Below are 21,478 nucleotides of genomic sequence, written 5' to 3'. Positions count from 1 at the left end.
CTGACCTGCGGCGGGACGCGTCGGCGGCGGGTACTAGTCCAGGCAGGCCACCGGGACCTGCTGCACCGCGTTGTTGGCGAAGCCGCCGCGGTTCCAGGCCTGGTCGATCGGCTGCTCCCCGCCCAGCGCGTCGACGGCGCGGGCGGTCAGCAGGTGCCGGCCGGGCACCGCGTCCCAGGCGTACGTGAAGCGCCGCCAGGCCCACCGGTGACCCGTGTCCGGCTCCAGTTCGGCCGCCGACCAGGTGCCGCCGCCGTCGACGCTGACCTCCACCGAGGTCACCGCGGCCCGGCCGGACCAGGCCCGCCCCTGCACCAGCACCGGCCCCGGGCGCACCACCCGGGTGCGGGACATGAAGTCCGGGAAACCCGGCGGGGCCAGCAGCGCCCGCGGCGCGATCCGGGTGACCGGCACGCCCGGGTCGTCGGCGTCGCGGCGCACCCGGTACGCCACCGCCTGCTGGAACCCCTCGAACGGCCGGTCCACCAGGGTGATCTCCCGCAGCCACTTCACGTGCGCCATGCCATACCAGCCGGGCACCACCAGCCGCAGCGGGAACCCGTGCTGCGGCAGCAGGGGCGAGCCGTTCATCGCGTACGCCAGCAGCACGTCCTCGCCGAGCGCCTCGTCCACCGGCAGGCTGCGCTGGTAGTCCTGCTCGATCCCGCGCTCCACGCCGTGGTCCGCGCCGGTGAACACCACCTCGACCGCGAACGGATCGATCCCGGCCGCGGCCAGCACGTCGCGCAGCGGCACCCCGGTCCACTCGGCGGTGCCGACGGCCTCCACCAGCCACGGCTGGCTGACCGGGCGGGGCAGCAGCCGGGCCCGGCCGTTGCCCGCACACTCCATGGTCACCCGTACCGTGCGCGCCGGCATCGCGCGCAGGGCCGCCAGGTCCAGCGTCAGCGGCCGGTCGACCAGCCCACCCACCGCGACCTGCCAGGACGCCTCCTCGGCGTACGGGATGTCGTAGTGGATCAGCAGGTAGTGCAGCCCGGCCGGGGTCACGTCGTAGCGCAGCGCCTCCAGCGGCATGCCGTGGTTGCGGGCGGCCAGCGCCAGCTCCTCGGCGCTGATGCCCTCATCCGGCTCGGCCAGGCGACCGGGGCGGCTGACGTCGTTCAGGGTCATGTCCACCCGACCAGCATCGCCCCTCGCCGGGACCGCACGGAACCCGACCCGCCCACCTGGGCGCGTGGCGGCGCCAGGCGGGGACCGTCGGCCACCCCGCCTGACGGAACCGCCGGCAGGCGAATCCGATTGCGGGGCACGAGATCATCGAGAGATGACCCCGAACCGCACCGCGGCACTGCGCTCGCTGCGCGGGTTGGCCCTGGGTGACGCCTTCGGCGAAACCTGGTTCTTCCAGCCCGCCGACAAGTTCGAGTGGCTGCTGTCCGAGCGGCAGGCCCGCTCCGGCCCCTGGCCGTGGACCGACGACACCGCCATGGCACTGTCCCTGGCCCGCGTGCTCACCCAACACGGCGAGGTCGACCAGGACGCGCTGGCCGCGGCGTTCGCGAACGCGTACGACGCCGACCCGTACCGCAACTACGGGCCGTCGATGCACGGCGTGCTGCGCGCGGTGTTCGAGGGCGAGCACTGGCGCGAGGTCACCGGACGGCAGTTCGGCGGGCAGGGGTCCTGGGGCAACGGCGCGGCGATGCGGGTCGCGCCGCTGGGCGCCTGGTTCTCCGGCGACCTGGACCTGGTCGTCGCGCAGGCCCGCGCCTCGGCCGAGGTCACCCACGCCCACCCCGAGGCGGCGGCGGGCGCGGTCGCCGTCGCCGTCGCGGCGGCCCTGGCGGTCTCCGGCGTCCCCTCCACAGAGCTGATCGAGGGCGTGCTGGCCCGGACCCCGGACGGCGAGGTCGCATCCGGGCTGCGCCGGGTCGCCCGGCTGCCCTTCGACCGGCACCCGACCTGGGTCGCCGGCGAGGTCGGCTGCGGCTTGCGCATCTCCGCGCCGGACACCGTGCCCTACGCCCTGTGGTGCGCCGCCCGCCACCTCGACGACCTGCCCGAGGCCCTCTGGGCGACCGCCTCCGCGGGCGGCGACATCGACACGACGTGCGCCATCGTCGGCGGCATCGTGGCCGCCCGCACCGATCTCGACCAGGTCCCCGCGACGTGGCTCGACGCCTGCGAGCCACTGCCCGCCTGGACCGCCGCCGACTGAAGCCCACACCTTCTTCCGGTAGCCTCCGGCGGCTTCCGGCGGCTTCCGGCGGCTTCCGGCGGCTTCCGGCGGCTTCCGGTGCCATGATCGCTGTTTCTGGTCAGAACCTGGGGTTGGACCGCAGGTTCTGACCCGAAACGGCGATCATGGCCGCGACCCGCTCGCGCCGGGTGGGACGGGGCGCGGTCAGGGGCGCAGGGTGCCGGTGGGTGGGAGGCCGGCGGAGGCGGTGACGTGTACGGCGGTGGTCCACCAGCGGCTGTCGAGGCGGCCCGCGGCGGTCCAGTCGATGACCCAGTCGAGCATGCACAGCGGCGGCTCGTCGTACGTCTCCGGCAGCGGGAGCAGGGTGATGCCGCCGTCGGGCTCGACGTACCCGTCCAGGGGCAACTGCTGGGGCATGGCCAGGCGCGACGGCAGCAGCTTCCACGCCCGGTGGGTGGGGTAGCTGTGGTCGGTGGCCCAGGTGTCGATGATCCCCGCCCGGACCAGAGGTCGCAGCAGTGACGCGGTGTCGGTGCACAGCCGGTCCCGCTTCGGCTGGTACGGCGTGAAGCTGAGCAACCGGGCCCGGGTCAGCTCGACGCCGCCCGGCCGCCCGGCCGACTCCCACGTCCGGCCGTCCCACGCCTCGGCGTCCGGTTCCCCGTCCCACGGCTCGGCCTCGGACAGGTCCGCCGGGCCGGCGCGGTCGTCCCACTGCTCGGGCACGTCGGGGTCGGCCTCGTCGTGTGCGGCGGACGCGCGCCGCCGACGCCCGCCGCGCACCTGCCGGTCGTACGCCTCGGCGAGTGCCGCCTGTTCGTCGAGGTCAGCCCCGTGCCGGGCGCGGCGTGGCGCCGCCTCGGCGTGGGGATCGTCGTCGAGGGCGAGCCCGCCGGATCCGGGCACGGGCTCGTCCTCGCGCCGCGCCGTCGTAGCTCGCAGTCGTGACGCCCACATCGGCGCACCTCCTGGGGTCCCGGGGAATGGGACGGGACGGGATGAATTCCAGTCCGCCAGAAGGAGTAACGGGTGATCTTTCCGTCGGGTTAGCGGTGTTCGGGCAGTACAGAAGGCCGAATCGACAAGTTCCTTCCCGGTAACATTCGTCCGAACGTATGTGGCGAGACGCCTTCATGTTGACGAAACATAGCTTCTTGTGCCGGGCCGCCATCGCAACGTACGCCGTATCCACCCCGTCACCAGCGCCATCGCCGCAGTCTTCGCGGTCGCGCTGGTCGCCTCGGGTGGTTTCCTCGTCTACCGACAGCTCTCCGAGCCTGCCTGCTCCGGGGAGGCGCCGCTGACCGTGGCCGCGCCCGCGGAGCTGGCGCCGGCGCTGCAGGAGACCGCCGCCGCGCTCACCGCGCAGAAGGCCGAGGTCGACGGCGCCTGCATGAGCGTCCAGGTGACCGCGGCCGATCCCGCCGACGTCGCGGCCGCGGTGGCCGCGCTGCGCGGGCTCTCGCTGACCGGCGTCGGCCAGCCCAGCGGCAGCACCCAGGTGCCCGACGTGTGGATCCCGGACTCGGCCACCTGGCTGGCCCGGGTGAGCGCCGCCGCGCCCAACACGGCGGTCCAGGAGGCGCCCTCGATCGCGCGCAGCCCGATCGTGGTGGCCATGCCCGAACCCGCCGCGACCGGCCTCGGCTGGCCGTCGGCGAAGCTGACCTGGCCGGCGCTGCTCCAGCAGATGACCTCCGGCACCAAGCTGCACGTCGGCATCGTCGAGCCGACGCGCGACTCCGCCGGGCTGTCCGGCCTGCTGGCCATGGCGTCGGCGGCGAGCACCTCGCCCAACGCCCAGGCCGCCACGACCGGTGCGCTGCGCAGCCTGGCCGCCGGCCGCTCCGTGCTGCGGCAGGACATCCTGGCGCGTTTCCCGCGCGCCAACGACCCCGCCGCGATCGCCTCCGGGCTGAGCGCGGCCCCGCTGTCCGAGCAGGCGGTCATCGCGTACAACGCGGCGAAGCCGCCGGTGCCGTTGGCCGGGCTCTACCTGGAGCCCGCGCCGATCGCCCTGGACTACCCGTACGCCGTGATGCCCGGTATCGAGCCGGAGCGCCAGGCCACGGCCGCCCGCCTGCTGGAGGCGCTGCAGACACCCTCGTTCCGCGACCGGCTCGCCAAGGTCGGCCTGCGCGGGCCGGACGGCGGCTTCGGCGCGGGCGCGACGACCCCGCGCGGCGCGCCCGAGGTGATGGGCGCCCCGGCGCCCGCGGCCTCGCCGACCGCGGCGACCACCACGGCCGCCGTGGAGCGCATCCTGTCGACCTGGGTGGCCGTGACGCTGCCGGCGCGCATGCTCGCCGTGATCGACGTCTCCGGCTCGATGCTGCAGCAGGTCGCCACCGCGGGCGGCGCGACCCGCGCCCAGGTCACCCTGGAGGCGGCGCGGCGCGGCCTGGGGCTGTTCGACGACTCGTGGGCGGTCGGCCTGTGGACCTTCTCCACCGAGATGGACGGCAGCAAGGACTACAAGCAGCTGATGCCGATCGGCCCGCTGTCGTCGAACCGCACCGGGATGCTGTCGAAGCTGGCCGCCATCAAGCCCAAGCCGACCGGTGACACCGGCCTCTACGACACGATCCTGGCCGCGTACCAGGCAGTTCAGAAGGACTGGGATCCCGGCCGGGTCAACTCCGTGGTGCTGATGACCGACGGCGACAACGACGACGACAACGGCATCTCGCACGACGCGCTGCTGGCCAAGCTCAAGGAGATCGCCGACCCGGCCCGTCCGATCCAGGTCGTCATCCTCACCATCGGCGACGTCAGCACCGACCCGCTGAACAAGATCACCAAGCTGACCGGCGGCGGCGTCTTCTCCGCCAAGGACCCGGCCAAGATCGGCGAGATCTTCCTCAAGGCCATCTCGCTGCGCTCCGGCCAGCCCAGCTGACCCGACCTGGGGGCGGCCCCTCCCGGCCGCCCCCACCCCACCCCACCCCACCCCACCCCACCCCACGCGCCGCCCGCCCGGCACCCGCCCGGCACCCGCCTGGCGCAACTCTTAAAGACCTGCGGCCTCGGACCCCTCCGAAGGCCGCAGGTCTTTAAAAGTTGCGGCCCGGGAGGCCGCGGGGCCGAGGAGGCGGCCCGGGAGGCCGCCGGCCCCGGAGGCGGGCCTGAGAGGCGGCGTGCGGGAGGCGGGCGTGCGGGAGGCGGGCGGGAGGCGGGCGGGCGGTGGGGGTGGTCGGTGGGGCGTGGGAGTATCCGGGGATGCTGAGTCAGGAGCTGCGGCGGTTGCCGGGGGTGGCGCGGGGGATCGCCGAGGCGGCGGTCGACGCGGTGGAGGCGGCGCGGGCGCGCGACGCCGAGGGACTGCGCGAGGCGGCCGACCGGCTGGCCGCGGCCGACTCGGAGCACGTCGGGCTGGTGCTGGGCAGCGTCGTGCGGGCGCTGCTGGAGGACCTGCATCCGGACGGGCTGGCCGGCGAGGACATCCAGGACGTGCTGGAGCAGTGCGTGCGCGAGACCCTGTCCTGGACCGGCGAGCTGGACGTCGACACCCTGGTCGTGGTGCTGACCGGGGCGCTGGGCGTGCACCAGCAGGAGGACGGCGAGCCTCGGCCCGACCCGCGGCGGCTGGCCTGGCATGCGCCGGTGCTGCTGGCATACCTGCTCATGGTTTCGAACAGGCGGCTGGACCCGTATCTGACGGCCGCCTTCGCGGAGATCATGCGGGCCGAGACGGTCGAGATGCCGTAGCCGCGATACACCTTTGTCCTAATATGAGGTGAACTCACGGGGCGGGGGTACGGGGTGCTCGACTGGCTGGGCGACCTGCTGCGCAGCACCCCCGGGCTGGCCCTGTTCGGCTGCCTGGCGGCCGGTTTCACGCTGGGCCGGGCGCGCTTCTGGAAGATCACGCTGGGCGGGGTGGCCGGCACCCTGCTGGTCGCGCTCGCCGTCGGCCTGCTGGACGTCACGCTGACCCCGGAGCTGCGCAACGTCGCGTTCGCGCTGTTCATCTTCACGCTGGGTTACCTGGCCGGGCCGTCGTTCTTCGCCAGCCTCAACCGCAAGGCGCTGCGGTACGCCGTGTTCACCGTGATCCAGGTGGTGACCCTGGTCGCCCTCGTCTGCGCGACGACCGTGGCGCTGCGGCTGGACCAGGGCACCGCGGCCGGGCTGCTGGCCGGTGGGACGACCTCGTCGTCGGTGCTCGGCACGGCCGGGGAGGCGATCGGCGCGCTGCCCGTCGGCCCCGAGCGGATCCGCGAGCTGCAGTCCAACCTGGCCACCGCGTACTCGATCGCCTATATCTTCAGCCTGGTCACCCTCATCATGTTCACCAGCCAGTTCGTGCCCATGCTGATGCGCGTCGACCTGCGCGAGCAGGCCGGCGCACTGTGGCGCAAGCTGGGCGGCGAACCCGAGCGGTCCGACAGCACGGCCCGTGCGGTGCCCGGCGTCGTGGGCCGGGTGTACGTCGTCTCCGAGGCGCACGGGCGCACCCTGGCGCAGCTGGCGGAGGCGCTGGGCACGGGCGCGGCGGTGGAGCGGCTGCGCCGCGGCGGCGAGATCACCCCGTGCGCGCCGGGCACCGTGCTGCAGCACGGGGACCGGCTGGTCGTGGTCGGTGAGCGCGAGGCGCTGCTGCAGGCGGAGCGGCTGATCGGACCGGAGACGCTGGGCACCGGGGGCGACCCGCTGAGCCTGGACGTCGTGGAGGTCGTCATCACCGACCCGCGCTACCGCGGCTGGACGCTGGAGCGGCTGCACCGGCAGGTCCCGCCGCGGGGCGTGTTCGTCACCGGCCTGTCCCGGATGGAGCACGACCTTCCGGTCAAGCCGTGGACCGACATAACCACCGGCGACACGGTACGGCTGACCGGCGCGGCGCACGACCTCGACGCGTACACCCCGCTGCTGGGGGTGCGGATCAACCCGGCGATCAAGGCGGACCTGAGCTTCATCGCGCTCGGCGTGGTGGTGGGCATGCTGGTCGGCAAGCTGTCGGTGCCGATGGGCGGGGTTCCGCTGTCGCTGGGCATCGGCGGGGGCTGCCTGTTCAGCGGGCTGTTCTTCGGCTGGCTGCGGGCCCGGCACCCGACCTACGGGCAGTACCACCCCGCCGCCGCCCAGGTGATCCAGCAGTTCGGGCTGGCCACGTTCGTCTGCGCGGTGGGGCTCAGCGCCGGCCCGGCCGCGATCACGCTGCTCAAGCAGTACGGCGTGCTGCTGCCGGTGGTCGCGGTGCTGGTCACGGTGATCCCGGCGCTGCTGAGCCTGTGGGTGGGCGCCCGCCTGATGAAGCTGCCCGCGCCGCTGGTCGCCGGCTCGATCGCGGGCCAGCAGTGCAGCACGCCCGCGGTCGACGCGGTGCGCGAGGCGGCGGGCAACACCACACCCCTGATGTCGTACACCATCGTCTACGCCTTCTCCGCGGTGCTGCTGCCGCTGCTGGGGCCGCTGATCGTGGTCCTGGCGGGAGCGCTGCCATGAGACGTGATCTTTGGCAGGTTGACCGGTTAGCGCGTTATGGTCGCTTTGTGAAGTGCCAGGTCAGGCGGCCCGCACGGGTCCGCGCCGGGCACCGGGGGTGAGCATGGCTGTCGACGATCCCGCGTACCGGCCCGAGCGGACCGCCACCACCACGGCCGAGCCGCTGCGCGTCGGGGTGGGCCACAGCAACGCCGCCGACGCGGTCGAGGCCGGTCGCGCCGCCTCCGCACAGGCCCTGGCCGGGCTGGACGGCGCGCCTCCGGCGCTGATCATCATGTACGCCTCCGTCTCCTACGACCTGGTCGCCCTGCTGCACGCGGTGCGCCGCGCGACCGGCAAGACGGCCCTGGTCGGCGCGACGACCAGCGGGCAGTTCCACGACGGCAGGCTGATCGACCCCGGGCTCGGGGTGTCCGTGCTCGCGCTGTCCGCCGGGCCGTACCGCTTCGGCACCGCCTCGGTCACCGGCGTCACCGAGAACGGCGACGACGCCGGCCAGCGCCTGGCCCGCGCCGCCCGCGCCGCCGCCGGGCCGGAGCCCGCCCCGCACGCCGCCCTCCTGCTGCTCACCACCGGCCTCGCCGGGCACCAGCAGGAACTGCTCAACGGCGTGCACAAGGTGCTCGGCGCGCCGGTCCCCGTGGTCGGCGGCAGCGCCGGCGACGACCGCCTGCTCATCCGCACCTGCGTCTTCGAGAACGACCACGTGCTGACCGACGGCGGGGCCACCGCCGTCTGGATCGCCTCGCCGACGCCGCTGTCGGTCGTCGCCGAGCACGGCTGGCACGACGTCGGCCTGCCGCTGCTGGTCACCAAGTCCGACGGCCTGGTGATCCACGAGATCGCCGGGCGCAACGCCGTGGAGGTGTTCCGCGAGCACTTCCACGACGACGTCGACTTCGAACGCCCCGGCCTGATCAAACCCGCGCCCGGCTACCTGTCCGCGTACGCCTTCGGGCTCATCCAGCCCGACGGCAGCAAGCTCGTCCGCGGCGCGTACATCGACGAGGACGGTCAGCTCAAGACGTTCAGCCCGCTGCCGCTGTACGCCCCGGTGCAGATCGTCTCCTGCCGCGCCGAGGACCTGCTGCGCGTCACCGGCGACGTGGTCCGGCGGAGCCTGGCCGGCCGCGACGCGTCGGTGCTGCTCGCGTTCAGCTGCGTCGCCCGCCTCGACGTGCTGGCGGAGCAGGGCGCGAAGGAGGCGGCGCTGATCCAGGACGCCGCCGGGGACGTGGCGACGTTCGGCTTCTACACCTACGGCGAGTTCGCCCGGACCACCCGTGTCGCCGGCTACCACAACGCGACCCTGACCGCGATCGCCCTGTGACGGCCGCCGTGCCCGACGACAGCGAGACCGAGCAGCTCAGACGGCAGCTGGCCGAGGCCGTCGACGCGGCCCGCGACGCCTACCGCGACACCACGCGGCTCATCCAGCTGCTCGACCTGCTCGGCCGCCCGGCCGGGTCGGCGGAGCTGATGGGCGACATGCTCAACGTGCTGTCCGACGCCTTCTTCGCCGACGTCGTCTGCATGGCCCGGGTCAGCGGGGACCGCCTCATCGTGTCCGGCTCATGCGGGCTGGCCGAGGACGACCCGGCGTACACCGAGGGCTGGCCGGTCGGTGAAGCCGTGCGCCGCACGCTGGCCACCGTCGAGCCGACCGCCCTGCACGGCGACGTGTCCGGCGGGGACGCCCCGGGTTCGGTGGCGGGGCTGGGCATCCGGTCGGCCGCGTGGATCCCGCTGTCGGCGGACCCCTACGCCGACACCCTGCTCATCCTGTTCCGCAGCCTCGACCAGCCGTTCGCCGTCGCGGACCTGCGCATGCTGACCTCGGTCGCGGCGCGCCTGCACATGGCCCTCGAAGAGCGCGAGCGCCACGCGATCATCGAGCAGCTGGCCCACTACGGCCACCTGCTGGCCCGCCACCTGGAGGTGGAGCCGCTGCTGGACGAGGCCGCCGAGCTGCTGCGCCGGCTCACCGACGCGGACCGGGCCTGGGTGGTCACCGTCGAGGGCGGGCAGGGGCAGCTGCGCGCCCACCGCGGCCTGCCGCCCGAGCTGACCGCACTCTGGCCGGTCGCCGCCAGGAGCCTCGACGACCTGCCCGCCTGCGACGCGGGGCTGCCCGAGATGCTGAAGGTCGCCGTCTCGCGGGAGAACGGCGCGACCACGCTGCTGTGCGCCGGACGCGAACGCTCCCGGCCGTTCACCCAGGGCACCCTCGAGATCATGACGATCTTCGCGAACTACCTCGGCGTCGCGCTCACCAACGCCGAGCTGTATCGCGCGCTCGCCGACCGGGCCACCCGCGACCCGCTCACCGGCCTGGCCAACCGCAGCGCCCTGGTGTCGCACCTCGACACGCTGCTGTCCGCCGACGACCCGACCCGGGTCGGCGTGCTCTTCTGCGACCTCGACGGGTTCAAGGCCGTCAACGACCTGTTCGGCCACGAGGCCGGCGACGAGCTGCTGCTCCAGGTCGCCGACCGGCTGCGCGCCAGCGTGCGCCCCGACGACCTGCTCGCCCGGTTCGGCGGCGACGAGTTCGTCATCGTGCTCGACCGGGTCAAGCAGCTGTCCGAGGTCGCCGAGATCGGGGCCCGGGTCTGCGCCGACCTGGACGACCGGCTCATCGTCAGCGGCGAGCAGGTGCACGTCTCGGCCAGCATCGGCGGCGTCCTCGGCGTACGCGGCAAGGCCACCCCCAGCACCATGCTGCGCGACGCCGACGCGGCCATGTACGTGGCCAAGGCCCGCGGCAGCGGCCAGGTCGAGGTGTTCGACGAGGACGCCTCGCACCGCTCCCGCGACCGGCTCGACCTGCGCGCCGAGCTGCTGCTCGCGCAGACCCGCGGCCAGCTGCACCTGGCGTACCAGCCGATCTTCGCGCTCGACAGCCGTGCCATCGTCGCCTTCGAGGCGCTACTGCGCTGGACCCACCCGCACCACGGCACGGTGCCGCCGGACGTGTTCATCCCGCTGGCCGAGGAGACCGGGGCCATCGTCGAGATCGGCCAGTGGGTGCTGGCCCAGGCGTGCCGCCAGCTCGCCCAGTGGCACCGCCTGCCCGAGGGCCGGGGCCTGGGCATGAGCGTCAACCTCTCCCCCGTGCAGCTGCACCAGTCCCGCGCCGCCGAACGCACCCTGGACGTCATCCGGGCCGCCGGGCTGCACCCCGCCGACATCTGGCTGGAGATCACCGAACACAGCTACCTGCGACACGAGGTCACCGAGTACGCCGGGGCGCTCGGCGCGGCCGGGGTGCACCTGGTGCTCGACGACTTCGGCACGGCGTACTCGAACCTGAGCTACCTCAAGCGGCTGCCGATCGAGATCCTGAAGATCGACAAGTCGTTCGTCAGCGGGGTCACCGGTGCCGGGGGCGGCCACCTCGACCTCAGCATCGTGCGGGCGATCCTGGCCATCGCCGACTCGCTCGGGCTGGTCGCCATCGCCGAGGGCATCGAGACCGAGGACCAGCGCGCCACCCTGCGCTCGCTGGGCTGCCGCCTCGGCCAGGGCTACCTGCTGTCCCGCCCGCTCCCCGCCGCCCAGGCGGGCCTGCTGCTGCGCCCGCAGGAACAGATGCCCGCCCGCGCCCACCGCGCCGGCTGAGCCCTCCTCCGCGCCGCTTCCGCGAAGGCGACCGTCAGCAGGGGCGGCGGCCGGCGAAGCCGGTGTCGCTGCGGTGGTACCAGTCGATGCCCTCGTCGCCCTCCAGCCAGCACCAGCGCACCGTGCGGCCGTCGAGCTCGCCGGGGAAGTCCAGCAGCAGCGGGGCGAAGCCCTTGACCTCGACGTCCGAGTCGGCGATCTCCTCCAGCGCGGCGTAGAGCCGCGCCTCGAGGGCCTTCGCCTCGGCCAGCCCGCCCAGCTCGCTGTGCCCGCCGGTGTCCAGATCGGCGCGCAGCTCGGCGAGATCGGCCCGTACGCCGATGAGCTCTTCGAGCTGCGGCATCAGCGCGGCGAGCCGGGCACGCGCCTCGTCCAGGGTGAACATCACCCCAGTATGTCGGCCCCGGGCCGGCCCACCGCACCAGGGCCGTCCATGATCGCTCGATTTGCCAGGCAGGTGGGCGGAAGTGCGACCAAGATACGCACAGGCGCCTGGCAAGTCGGACGATCGAGGGCGGGCCGGATTCACTCACGGACGACTTGGTCACTCTGCGCGATCCTAAGACAACGCTGAAGCGTCGGAGGGGTCGTGATCACCTACTATCGTGATGAGACGGTTGCGGTGACCTCGACGTACGTCCAGGTCGAGGACCGCCGGTTCCGCCTGGACGAGCTGCGTTACGTCTGGCACCGCCAGGAGCGCCCGGACTGGCGGGTACGCCGTCGCACGGCCGGCCGCGGGATCCTCAACCTGCTGATGATCCTGTCCGCCTTCGCCGGGTTCATCGCACTGATCGGGTTGATCGCCTCCGCGTACGGCGAGTCCCGCGTCGCGGCCGCGCTCGGCAGGCTGCCGTTCCCCCGCGACACCCTGCTGCTGGTGGCCGTGCTGCTGCTGGTGCTCGGGCTGGTGCCACTGCTGTGGGAGTGGGCGCTGCACCGCGTCGACGACAGCTACGACCGCGGCAACGCCATCTACGAGGTCTGGGCCGAGACCCAGGGCACCCAGGTCCTCCTGCTGCGCCTCGACGACGCCGCCCGCTTCGGCAAGATCTACCGAGCCCTCCAACGCGCCCTCGGCCAATAACCCCGCCCACGGCCGCCCGCCCCCACCTGCCGCAACTCTTAAAGAGTCGCGGTCTCACCGGCCTGTCGAGGCCGCGAGTCTTTAAGACTTGCGGCAGGTGGGACGGCGCCCGGGGACGGCGGGCGGCCCGCAGGGGTGCCGGGGTGCCGGGGGGCGGGTTCGGGATCAGGTGAGGGTGATCGTGCCTGCGGCGCCGTCGACGGTGATCTGCTGGCCGGTGGTGATGCGGTTGACGGCGTCGGGGACGCCGACCACGGCGGGGATGCCGTACTCACGGGCGACCACCGCCCCGTGCGAGTTCGCCCCGCCCATCTCCATGACCAGGCCGCCCGCGGTGAGGAACAGCGGGGTCCAGCCGGGGTCGGTGGACGGCGCGATGAGGATCTCGCCGGGCTCCAGGTGCGCGCCGACCGGATCGAGGATCACCCGGGCGGTGCCCGCGACCCGGCCGGCCGAGGCCGGCGTGCCGGTGAGCGAACCGTCGGCGCTGCCCGCGGCCTGCTTCGCCGCGGGTTCGGTGCCGTCGGACAGCAGCACCCGCGGGATGTGCCGGCGGCGCAGCTCCTCGTTGTACGCCCGGCGGCGCGCCTGCGCCGGCTCGCGCTGGTCCGTTCCGGACAGTGCGGCCCGCGCCTCGGCGAGGTCGAGGAAGAACACGTCGTCGGCCTCGGCGAGCCGCCCCTGTTTGGCCAGTTCCGCCCCGACCAGCCCGACCTGCTGCCGGCAGGCCGCGATGATCCGCACCATGTGGTACTTCGGCAGCTCGCGCACCCCGGCCAGCAGCCGTGCCCGGCCGAGTAGGACCCGCACCATCCTGCCGCGCAACCGGCTGCGCTTGGCGGCCCGCCCGGCCAGCGTGTCGACCATCGCCTCGGCCTCGGCCGCGCCCTGGGCGAACAGCCGGTCAGGCGTCAGCGCGGCCCCGTCGGCGGGGTCCATCCGCAGGTAGTTGGCCAGCACGCCGAGGATGTAGCGGGGGTCGTCGGACCAGCGCGGCATACCCATGTCGATCTCCGCGACGGCGCGGTGGCCGTACCGGGCCAGGAACTCGGCGATCCCGGCCTGCGCCGCGGCGGGCATGGCGCCCGCGGTGTACCGGTGCGCGAGCTCGTCCACCTTCGCCGAACCGAACAGCCGCGCCGTGCCCTCGTCGGCGCGCAGCCGGACGGCCAGGTGCCACAGCTCCAGGTCCATGTCGGTGGTGACGTTGTGCGGGATGCCGCGCAGCACGGCCTGCACGTCGCCGACCGCGGCGTCGGCCCCGAGCAGCTTGTCGGCGAGGCCGAGCGCGACGAAGCCCGCCGCGGCGACCGGCATGACGCGCGGCAGCAGCGGGATGACCTCGGTGCCGAGCACGGTCTCGACGAAGTCCAGCCGCTGGGCGGCGGTGGCCCGCTGCGGTGCGACGAGCCGGCTCTCCAGCTCGGCCCCGACCCGGTCCACCGCGGCGAGGCCGCGCTGCGGCTTGACCAGCGCCTGCACCAGCTTCATCGGCACCCGGTGCTGTAATGCCACCCGGCCGACCCGCCGCACGAACGGCAGGCGCGAACGGTGGATCACCGAGAACCGCGGGTCCTCGAACAGCTCCCGGAAGATCGCCGCCGAGCGTGCCTCCATGACCCCGAGGATCTTCGGGATCAGGGCCTGGCCCACGGTGCTGCGTACCGCGGCGGTGAGGTCGATGAACATCCGCTGCCCGGCGGGGGCGAACACGGCGGGCCCGGTGAGCGGGTCGGCGACGCCGAAGCCGAACAGGCGCGAGGCTGACGAGGCCAGCACCCGGAAGGCGGCCATGCCCATCGGCGTGATCGGACGGTACAGCCCCTGGGCCACGCTGAAGCAGAAGTACGCCCGGGTGTCCGCGCCGATCGCCGGGGCGTGTTCGGGCAGCGGGAACAGGGTCGTGACGGGACGGGCCTGGGTCAGCCACAGCGTCCCGTCGCCGTCGATGGCCCACTCGGTGTCCTGCGGCGCGCCGTAGTGCGCCTCGACCCGGTCGCCGAGCGCGGCCAGCGCGAGCACCTGCGCGTCGGTGACGCAGGCGGTGTCGCTGCCGGCGGGCAGCGCCACGTGCTCGGTGCCGCCGCCGGGCAGCGCCCGGACGGCCAGCCGCTTGTCGCCCAGCCGCCGGTCGAGGATGACCCCGGCCGCGGTGTCGACCACGAAGTGGTCGGGGTTGACCGCCCCGGACACGACGGCCTCGCCGAGGCCGGGGCTGGCGTCGATGACGGCCTGGCGGCGGTGCCCGGTGACCGGGTTCGCGGTGAACAGCACCCCGGCCACCGCGGAGTCGACCATGCGCTGCACGACCACGGCCAGCCGCACCGTGCGGTTGTCGATGTTGTTGGTGGCCCGGTAGACCACGGCCCGGTCGGTCCACAGCGACGCCCAGCAACGGCGTACGGCGTCGACGACCGCCTCCTCGCCGACGATGTTGAGGTAGGTGTCCTGCTGCCCGGCGAAGCTGGCGAACGGCAGGTCCTCGGCGGTGGCCGAGGAGCGCACGGCCACCGGCACGCCGTCGCCGAGCCGGGCGTATCCGGCGGCGACCGCCGCGGCGATGCCGGATGGGATCGGCGCGGCCAGCAGCGCCGCCCGCGCCCGTCCGGCCAGCGCGGTGAGCGCGGGCACGTCGGTGGGCGCGGTGCGCTCCAGCGCCTCGTGGATCTCGTCGAGGTGCGCCGTGTCGGCGACCACCCGGTAGGCCTGCGTGGTCAGGCACAGCCCCGGCGGCACGGGCAGCCCGGCCCGGGTCAGCACGCCCAGGTTGCCGGCCTTGCCGCCGACCACGGACAGCATCCCGGCGTCGATGTCGGCGAAGTCGAGCACGAGGTCGGTGGGCGCCAGTGTCGCGCTCATGCCTTCCCCCCGCTGTGCCCGCCGGCGGCACGCGTCTCATGCCACATGGTCCGCTCCCTGCTCTCGCTCATCCAGGTGCCTCCGGGAAGCCTTGCCGAGCAGCGCCATCGCCTCGCTCACCTGGCGCCGCTCGTCGTCGGTCAGGTACGTCATCAGCTGCCGCTGGGCCTGCGCCCGCACTGCCTCGAAGGCGCGCAGGTAGTCGCGCCCGGCCGGGGTGATCCGCAACCGCTTGGCCCGCCGGTCGGCGGGGTCCTCCGTGCGCTCGACCCAGCCGCGCCGCACCATGTGCTCGACGAGCCGACTGGTCACCGACATCGATCGGCCGACCTGCTCGGCGAGGTCGCGGACGGTGGGGTGCGGGCCGCTGTCGAGGACGTACAGCGTGGCCATCTGCAGCAGGTTGGGCTCTTCGTCGCCCATCCGGCGGAGCAGGCCGAGCAGGAAGTCCGGGATGAGCGCCCGCCGGAACAGCCCGATGTCCTCGGCGAGCTGGTCGCGCTGCGTCTCCACGACACCCCCATTGCTTGCTACTTCACAACTAATGCGTTAACGCAAGCTTAACGCCCCACCCCGGCGTCAAGTCAACGCCCGATGAAATGTTCGCCGGGTAACGCCCGCCACAGAATGATTTATCGGACATACCATCCAGTTTCTGCACAGAATGAGGTGTGGACATCCTTCTGCTGGTCGGCCGGATCCTGCTGTCGCTGCTCTTTCTCGGCTCCGGCGTGAACCACCTGGCCCAGCCGGACGGCGTGGTCGGCTACTCGGCCTTCCGCGAGGCGCCCGTGCCGCGCCCCATGGTCCAGCTCACCGGCCTGTGGCTGCTCGCCGCGGGCCTGTCGGTCGCCCTGGGCGTATGGGGTGACCTGGGCTCCCTCATGCTGCTGCTGTTCCTGCTGGCCACCGCGTTCCGGGTGCACCGGTTCTGGCGCGACGCCGACCCCGCGATCCGGGCCACCGAGACCGCGATGTTCATGAAGAACATCGCGCTGTCCGGAGCCGTCCTGATCACCTTCGCGCTGTTCCGCGCGAGCGAAGCGGGCTGGACGCTCACCGGCCCGCTGTTGCGCTGAGCCGCGCCGTGACCCCGGTCACCGCGTACACCCGGTCCTGACTTTCGTCAGCGGGTGTCGCCGACCGTCGTCGGGTGTGCGCATGCTGCCCCGACCCACAGACTGGCAACGGTTCGCCGCGCTGTTCTGCGCGGCCGGCGGCTGGGAGACCCCACCCTCGAACTGGCAGCGCTCCGGCCGCCCCCCTCTCCCTGGCCGGGGCGCTGCCGCCTGTTCAGCCGCTGTCCAGGCCCGCCCGGTATGCCACCCGGGCGGCCTGGACCCGGTTGTCCGCGCCGAGTTTGGCGAGGATCGCGCTGACATAGCCCTTCACCGTGCCCTCGGTCATGAACAGCTCCGCGCCGATGTCGGCGTTGGACAGTCCCCGCCCGATCAGCCGCAGCACGTCGACCTCCCGCGCGGTCAGCGACTCCAGCTGCGCCTTCTCCTCCTGGGTGAGCCGCGGCGCCTGCTCGGCGATGGCGTCGATGACCTGCCGGGTGACCGCCGGGTCGAGCATCGCGTGGCCTTCGTGCACCGCCCGCAGCGCCCGCAGCAGTTCGTCGGGCGGCGAGTCCTTGAGCAGGAAACCCGCCGCGCCGGACCGGATCGCCTCGTCGACGTACTCGTCGGTGTTGAAGGTGGTCAAGATGATCACGCGGGGCGGTTTCTCCAGCTCCAGCAGTTGGCGGGTCGCGGTCAGCCCGTCCATGCCGGGCATGCGGATGTCCACCAGCGCGATGTCCGGCTTGGCCCGCCGGGCCGCCTCGATCGCGCTGCGCCCGTCGCCCGCGTCGGCCACCACCTGCAGGTCGTCCGCCGCGTCGATGATGGTGTGCAGACCGCGCCGGATGATGTCGTTGTCGTCGACGATCATTACCTTGATCATGAACTGCCCTCTCCCGCGGTGACCTGCGGCGGCGCGACACCGTCGGCCGGCGGAACGGCCCTGGGCCGCCCGGCGGGCGGAATGACCGCGCTCACCCGGAACCCGCCACCGGGCAGCGGCTGCGCCGCGAACTCGCCGCCGAGCAGGTCGACCCGCTCGCTCAGCCCGATCAGCCCGTGGCCGGAACTGGGCAGACCCGCGCCGCGCCCGCCCGGCGCACCGTCGTTCTCGACCGTGACATGCACCCCGTCCACGGCGCAGCGCACTGCGACGCGCACCGGCGCGCCCGGCGCGTGCTTGACCGCGTTGGTCAGCGACTCCTGCACCAGGCGGTACACCGCCCGCTGGGTCCGGTCGGCCAGCAGCTCGGGGAAGCCGGTGACGTCGAACTCGACCGGCATCCGGCCCACCCCGCGCATCCGCTCCACGAGCGCGGGCAGGTCGCGCGCGGTCGGCTGGGGCGCCAGCGGGGCCTTGTCACCAGGCGCGCCACGTGCGTTCAGCAGGCCGAGCAGGGCGCGCAGCTCGGTCAGCGCCTCGCGGCCCTCGTCGCGGATGCGGTCCACCTCCGGGCGCACCGAGGGCGCCTGCGCCTCCGGCACGTTCTGCAGCGCGGTCGCCGTGACGACCATGTTGCTGACCCGGTGCGCGACCACGTCGTGCATCTCGCGCGCGATCCGCGCCCGCTCGGCCCGGCGCGCGGTCTCGGCCATCATGTCCCGTTCCCGCTCCAGATCCCCGGCCCGCGCCCGCAGGCTGACCACCAGGTCCTGGCGCACCCCGGCGGCATAGCCCAACAGCAGCGGACCCAACGCGAAGGACAGGGTGTACGCCCAGGCCCGCACGTCGGGGGCCAGCCCTTCGGCCGCCGACAGCGCCTGCACGCCCACCCCGAAGACGGCCAGCACGCCCAGCTGCCACCAGAGCCGGGTGATGACGCCCATCGTGTACATCATCACCGCGAACGCGAACGGGGTGAACGCCAGCAGATGGCACGCCGCCACGAACAGTGTGGTGAGCAGCGGCCATCGCCGCCGGGCCAGCAAGGACAGCCCGGCGGCGATGGTCAGCAGCTCGGCCGGGACGGTGTGCCCGAGCAGCCGCGGCGCACTCGCCCCGACCAGCTCGTCGACCTGGCCGACGATCAGCGCGACGGCGGTGACGACGAAGTCGAACCAGGTCAGGCGGGGCTCGTCGGCGGCGTCGCCGGGCAAACGCGGCCGCAGATCCCCCATACCCGACATCTCATCACCAACGCGGGGACGGAGGGGCCGAACCGGCTACTCGACGGCCCGCGCCAGCGTCACCGCGAAACGGCCCTGCGGGTCGGTCCACCAGCGCGCCGCCTTGAACCCGGCCCGGGTCAGCTCGGCCTCGACCCGTACCCGGTCGAACTTCGCCGAGACCTCCGTGCGCAGCTCCTCGCCGGCCTTGAAGTCCACCTCCAGGTCGAGCGCGGGCACCTCGACCCGCATGTCCCGGGTCGCCCGCAGCCGCATCTCGATCCAGTTGTGCTTCGGGTCCCACAGCGCCACGTGCTCGAACGCGGTCAGGTCGAAGTCGGCGCCCAGGTTGCGGTTGAGCACCCGCAGCACGTTCAGGTTGAACTCCGCGGTCACCCCCGCCGCGTCGTCGTACGCCGCGACCAGCGTCTGCGGGTCCTTGACCAGGTCCGTGCCCAGCAGCAGCCACTCGCCCTCGTGCAGCACGTCGCGCAGCTCCTCCAGGAACGCGGCCCGCTCCACCGGGGGCAGGTTGCCGATCGTGCCGCCCAGGAACACCACCATCCGCCGGCCGCCCTCCGGGATGCGGTGCAGGTCGTGGCTGAAGTCACCGACGATGCCGTGCACCTCCAGGTCCGGGTAGTCGCCGTCGATCGCGTTCGCCGCCGAGCGCAGCGCCGTCTCCGACACGTCCAGCGGCACGAACTGGGCCAGCGTGCCCGTGTCGTGCATGGCGTCCAGCAGCAGCCGGGTCTTGTCCGACGACCCGGAACCCAGCTCCACCAGCGTCTTCACGCCGGTCTCCTGGGCGATGTCGACGGCGTGCTCGGCCAGCACGGCGCGCTCGGCCCGGGTCGGGTAGTACTCGGGCAGCTGCGTGATGCGTTCGAACAGGTCACTGCCGTACGCGTCGTAGAACCACTTCGGCGGCAGCCACTTCGGGGACGAGGTCAGCCCCTCGCGGGCGTCCTCGCGCAGCTGCTCGCTCAGGTCGTCGGGTGTGAGGTACACGTCGAGCTTCATAATTCCTCCACGGTGTACGAGGCCGGGTGCGCCACCACCAGTCGGTGGTCGGGCACCTGCACCCAGCCGGGGTCGTCGTCGAAGGGCTCGGAGGCGACCAGCGCCCGCCCGGGCGAGTGGTGGACCGCCAGCGCATGCCCGAAGGTCGTCGCGTACGCCTTGTCGCCGTCGGTGAGCAGCAGGTTCAGCCGGGAGCCGTGCGCGGCGGCGCTCACCTCCGCCACCGTCGCGCGCAGCGCCTCGGCCGGGCCGTACCCGGCGCGCAGCCGGTTGCGCACCAGCGTCCACACGAACGCCGCGTCGGTGGGCGCGTCCATCGTCATCAGATCCGTCACCGGCAGCCGCTCGGCGAGCTTGGCCACCGTGTCCGGCCAGCCCGCGACGAAGCCGTTGTGGCTGAAGAACCAGCCGTCCCCGCTGAACGGGGCGCAGGCGTCGTCGGTCACCGTCAGGCCGGGCGTCGCCGAGCGCACCGCCGCCAGCAGCGAACCGGCGACGGTGACCCGGGCCAGCGCGGCGAAGTTGCGGTCCGTCCAGATCGGCACCGCCCGCCGGTAGCGCACCGGCCCGGCGGAGGTGTACCAGCCCACCCCGAACCCGTCCACGTTGATCGTCCCGCCCCCGCGCATGTCGCGGGGCGCCCAGGACTGGTGCTGCAGCCCGTACGGCGGCTCCACCAGCAGCGCCGCCAGCGGCACCGGCGGACCGAGATAGACCAGGTGGCGGCACATCAGTCGGCCAGCTCCCCCGGGCGCGGGTCGCGGGCGCAGCGGAAGCCGCTGAAGATCTGCCGCCGGATCGGGTAGTCCCAGTTGCGGAACGTGCCCCGGCAGGCCGCCGCGTCGGTGCCGAACGACCCGCCGCGCAGCACCCGGTAGTGGTCGCCTTCGGCGAAGAACACCTCGGAGTACTCCCGGTACGGGAACGCCCGGAACCCCGGGTAGCCGCCGAACGGCGAGCTGGTCCACTCCCACACGTCGCCGATGAGCTGGTGCACGCCTGCGGGAGAGGCCCCGGCCGGGTATGCGCCGACCGGCGCCGGGGACAGGTGCCGCTGGCCGAGGTTGGCGTGCTCGGGCGTCGGATCGTCATCGCCCCACGGGTAACGGCGGGAGCGCCCGGTCGCCGGGTCGAAGCGGGCCGCCTTCTCCCACTCGGCCTCGGTGGGCAGCCGACGCCCGGCCCAGGCCGCGTACGCGCTCGCCTCGTGCCAGTCCACGTGCACCACCGGCTCGTCGCCCACGATCGGCTCACGCCGGCCGAACCGGGTGTACGTGCCGTCGCCGTGCCAGTGCCCCGGGCCGGTCAGCCCGGCCTCCTGCCGGTGCGCCCAGCCCTGCGGGCTCCACCAGCGCGGGTCGTCGTACCCGCCGGCGTCGATGAACGCCTGGTACATCGCGTTGGTCACGGGCGCGCGGTCGATGAAGAACGGCGGCACGTCGACGGCGTGCGCGGGCCGCTCGTTGTCCAGCGCCCAGGGCTCCAGCGAGGTGCCCATCTCGAACGGGCCGCCGGGGATCAGCGCCTCGCCCGCCACGATCGCCCGCGACGGCGGGGGCGGCTCGGCGACCAGCACCGGATCACCGGTGCGCAGCTGGTGGGTGGCCAGCATCGTCTCGTCGTGCTGCTGCTCGTGCTGGATGATCATGCCGAACGCGAAGCCCTGCTCGACCAGCGGGCGGCCCTCCAGTTCGACGGTGTCCAGCAGGTCCAGCACCTTCTCGCGCACGGTGCGCACGTACGCCCGCGCCTGCGCCGGGCTCAGCAGCGGCAGCTGCGGCCGGTCCCCGCGCGGGTGCTTGAACGCGTCGTAGAGCTGGTCGATGTCGGCGCGGACCGGCTCGCGGCCGCCCACGTCACGGACCAGCCACAGCTCCTCCTGGTTGCCGACGTGCGCCAGGTCCCACACCAGCGGCGACATCAGCCGCGAGTGCTGGCGCACCAGGTCGTCGTCGTCCACCGCGTCGGTCAGCCCGACGCTGCGCTGCCGGGTCCGGACCAGTTCCGCCGCGGCCCGCTCCCGCAGTCCGGTGCTCATCGCCTCACCTCACTCCCTTGCGGCGGCACAGCCTTATCGGCGGCACAGCCTTATCGGCGGCGCAG

The 21,478-nt window shown here is 73.4% G+C and carries 18 protein-coding genes; 8 read left to right on the top strand and 10 right to left on the bottom strand.

Annotation, left to right across the window (positions count from 1 at the left end; translation table 11 throughout):
* Positions 1–33 precede the first annotated feature (33 nt).
* A complete protein-coding gene (locus tag F6W97_RS22555) occupies positions 34–1,134 on the bottom strand; it encodes a sulfite oxidase (protein WP_155373064.1) in 1,101 nt (366 codons plus the stop codon).
* A gap of 154 nt (positions 1,135–1,288) precedes the next feature.
* Here F6W97_RS22555 and F6W97_RS22550 point away from each other — a divergent pair, with 154 nt between their 5' ends.
* Positions 1,289–2,182: an ADP-ribosylglycohydrolase family protein gene (locus F6W97_RS22550; RefSeq protein WP_155372401.1), complete on the top strand. Its 894-nt coding sequence runs from the start codon at positions 1,289–1,291 to the stop codon at positions 2,180–2,182.
* 186 nt (positions 2,183–2,368) lie between these two features.
* Here F6W97_RS22550 and F6W97_RS22545 read toward each other — a convergent pair whose 3' ends face one another.
* Positions 2,369–3,124, bottom strand: coding sequence for a hypothetical protein (locus tag F6W97_RS22545; protein WP_155372400.1), 756 nt, complete (start codon positions 3,122–3,124; stop codon positions 2,369–2,371).
* Between the two features lie 199 nt (positions 3,125–3,323).
* Between F6W97_RS22545 and F6W97_RS22540 the strand changes: the two genes are divergently transcribed.
* The 5 genes from F6W97_RS22540 to F6W97_RS22520 all read left to right on the top strand — a co-directional run bounded on the left by F6W97_RS22540 (position 3,324) and on the right by F6W97_RS22520 (position 11,236).
* Positions 3,324–5,066: a VWA domain-containing protein gene (locus F6W97_RS22540; protein ID WP_230686881.1), complete on the top strand. Its 1,743-nt coding sequence runs from the start codon at positions 3,324–3,326 to the stop codon at positions 5,064–5,066.
* A gap of 320 nt (positions 5,067–5,386) precedes the next feature.
* Positions 5,387–5,875 (top strand): hypothetical protein, encoded by a 489-nt coding sequence (locus F6W97_RS22535; RefSeq protein ID WP_155372399.1) that lies wholly within the window; start codon positions 5,387–5,389, stop codon positions 5,873–5,875.
* 54 nt (positions 5,876–5,929) lie between these two features.
* Positions 5,930–7,615, top strand: a complete 1,686-nt coding sequence (aspT, locus tag F6W97_RS22530) for an aspartate-alanine antiporter (protein ID WP_230686880.1) — start codon at positions 5,930–5,932, stop codon at positions 7,613–7,615.
* Positions 7,616–7,718: 103 nt separating this feature from the next.
* Positions 7,719–8,945 (top strand): FIST signal transduction protein, encoded by a 1,227-nt coding sequence (locus F6W97_RS22525; RefSeq protein ID WP_155372398.1) that lies wholly within the window; start codon positions 7,719–7,721, stop codon positions 8,943–8,945.
* Positions 8,942–11,236 (top strand): putative bifunctional diguanylate cyclase/phosphodiesterase, encoded by a 2,295-nt coding sequence (locus F6W97_RS22520; protein ID WP_155372397.1) that lies wholly within the window; start codon positions 8,942–8,944, stop codon positions 11,234–11,236. Before F6W97_RS22525 ends, F6W97_RS22520 begins: the two co-directional genes overlap by 4 nt.
* 34 nt (positions 11,237–11,270) lie before the next feature.
* On the opposite strand, the gene F6W97_RS22515 is transcribed toward F6W97_RS22520, so the two are convergent.
* Positions 11,271–11,621 carry a DUF2203 domain-containing protein gene (locus F6W97_RS22515; RefSeq protein ID WP_155372396.1) on the bottom strand — a complete coding sequence of 117 codons (351 nt, stop codon included), beginning with the start codon at positions 11,619–11,621 and terminating at the stop codon, positions 11,271–11,273.
* Positions 11,622–11,825: 204 nt separating this feature from the next.
* Between F6W97_RS22515 and F6W97_RS22510 the strand changes: the two genes are divergently transcribed.
* Positions 11,826–12,323: a DUF6232 family protein gene (locus F6W97_RS22510; protein ID WP_155372395.1), complete on the top strand. Its 498-nt coding sequence runs from the start codon at positions 11,826–11,828 to the stop codon at positions 12,321–12,323.
* A 165-nt stretch (positions 12,324–12,488) separates the two neighbouring features.
* Here F6W97_RS22510 and F6W97_RS22505 read toward each other — a convergent pair whose 3' ends face one another.
* Both F6W97_RS22505 and F6W97_RS22500 read right to left on the bottom strand, forming a co-directional pair.
* The gene (locus tag F6W97_RS22505) at positions 12,489–15,182 is read right to left on the bottom strand and encodes a PEP/pyruvate-binding domain-containing protein (RefSeq protein WP_155372394.1); all 2,694 of its coding nucleotides are present in this window, start codon (positions 15,180–15,182) and stop codon (positions 12,489–12,491) included.
* A 36-nt stretch (positions 15,183–15,218) separates the two neighbouring features.
* Complete coding sequence (locus F6W97_RS22500) at positions 15,219–15,695, bottom strand: MarR family winged helix-turn-helix transcriptional regulator (protein ID WP_230686879.1); 477 nt, start codon at positions 15,693–15,695, stop codon at positions 15,219–15,221.
* A gap of 158 nt (positions 15,696–15,853) precedes the next feature.
* Here F6W97_RS22500 and F6W97_RS22495 point away from each other — a divergent pair, with 158 nt between their 5' ends.
* Positions 15,854–16,261 (top strand): DoxX family membrane protein, encoded by a 408-nt coding sequence (locus F6W97_RS22495; RefSeq protein ID WP_155372393.1) that lies wholly within the window; start codon positions 15,854–15,856, stop codon positions 16,259–16,261.
* Between the two features lie 214 nt (positions 16,262–16,475).
* On the opposite strand, the gene F6W97_RS22490 is transcribed toward F6W97_RS22495, so the two are convergent.
* The 5 genes from F6W97_RS22490 to egtB are packed head-to-tail and all read right to left on the bottom strand — an operon-like array spanning position 16,476 to position 21,413.
* Complete coding sequence (locus F6W97_RS22490) at positions 16,476–17,129, bottom strand: response regulator (protein WP_155372392.1); 654 nt, start codon at positions 17,127–17,129, stop codon at positions 16,476–16,478.
* Positions 17,126–18,364, bottom strand: a complete 1,239-nt coding sequence (locus F6W97_RS22485) for a sensor histidine kinase (protein WP_155372391.1) — start codon at positions 18,362–18,364, stop codon at positions 17,126–17,128. The genes F6W97_RS22490 and F6W97_RS22485 overlap by 4 nt, the downstream gene beginning before the upstream one ends.
* 45 nt (positions 18,365–18,409) lie before the next feature.
* Positions 18,410–19,375 carry an L-histidine N(alpha)-methyltransferase gene (gene egtD / locus F6W97_RS22480; protein WP_155372390.1) on the bottom strand — a complete coding sequence of 322 codons (966 nt, stop codon included), beginning with the start codon at positions 19,373–19,375 and terminating at the stop codon, positions 18,410–18,412.
* Positions 19,372–20,106 carry an ergothioneine biosynthesis protein EgtC gene (gene egtC / locus F6W97_RS22475; RefSeq protein ID WP_155372389.1) on the bottom strand — a complete coding sequence of 245 codons (735 nt, stop codon included), beginning with the start codon at positions 20,104–20,106 and terminating at the stop codon, positions 19,372–19,374. The genes egtD and egtC overlap by 4 nt, the downstream gene beginning before the upstream one ends.
* Positions 20,106–21,413, bottom strand: a complete 1,308-nt coding sequence (egtB, locus tag F6W97_RS22470; RefSeq protein WP_155372388.1) for an ergothioneine biosynthesis protein EgtB — start codon at positions 21,411–21,413, stop codon at positions 20,106–20,108. The genes egtC and egtB overlap by 1 nt, the downstream gene beginning before the upstream one ends.
* Positions 21,414–21,478 lie beyond the last annotated feature (65 nt).

The organism is Catellatospora vulcania (assembly GCF_009720385.1).
GTDB classification, from domain to species: Bacteria; Actinomycetota; Actinomycetes; order Mycobacteriales; family Micromonosporaceae; genus Catellatospora; species Catellatospora vulcania.
The sequence above is the reverse complement of the archived record's forward strand: the minus strand, read 5'-3'. Positions and strand labels throughout refer to the sequence as shown.